Genomic DNA, 626 nt, shown 5'->3' on the forward strand with positions numbered 1-626 from the left:
GTCTTCTTCACGTCCAGCACGCGCAGCGGCGTCTCATCCGCCCACACCACGTCCGCTGAGGCAATGCATTGCAGGAGGTGCTGGGAGAGGGGCAGTAGCACCGAGGCGGCCTGGTGGAAGAGGTCCGTCAGGGTGCTGCGACTCATGGGCACGCCGCTTCGCTCCACCCGCTGGGCCAGCCGGTGCAGCGGCATGGCGTCCGCGCACTTCGACGTCACCACGTGGGCCAGGAAGCCGGGGCCGTACTCGCCTCTGTCCACCACCCTGGCTGGAGGCGGGGCAGTGACGACGCCCCGGCCGCACGTGCACGCCAGCACTTCCTGCACGTGCACCTGCTTCTCAAAGCGGGCGGGCACGTACTCGTACACCACTGAGGTGCGTCCCTTGCCCAGCGGCTTCAAGCCCTCGCCGCCGCATGCCGGGCAGTGGCGCTCCTCCGTGGGGACTGCGTGGCGAATCTCTCTCGCCGGGGCCTCGTCGGCCTTCCGGGCCGCCCGCTGCTGACGCTTCTTTTTCGCGGCCTCGGCCTGGGCCGCCGTGTCTGCGCCGTCCCCTCGCAGTTCGGCGGCCACCGTCGGCAGCTGCTCCGTCCTGCGGCCGAAGACGTGGCGCTCCAGCGTCGCCAT

General features: G+C 70.8%; 1 protein-coding gene. It reads right to left on the reverse strand.

The window, feature by feature from the left end; all coding sequences use genetic code 11:
* Positions 1 to 626, reverse strand: a 626-nt coding sequence (locus tag HV824_RS36005) for a transposase (protein ID WP_176425295.1), incomplete at both ends; no start/stop codon positions are given.

Origin of the sequence: Myxococcus sp. AM009, from assembly GCF_013372605.1 — a bacterium.
Classification (GTDB): Bacteria; Myxococcota; Myxococcia; order Myxococcales; family Myxococcaceae; genus Myxococcus; species Myxococcus vastator.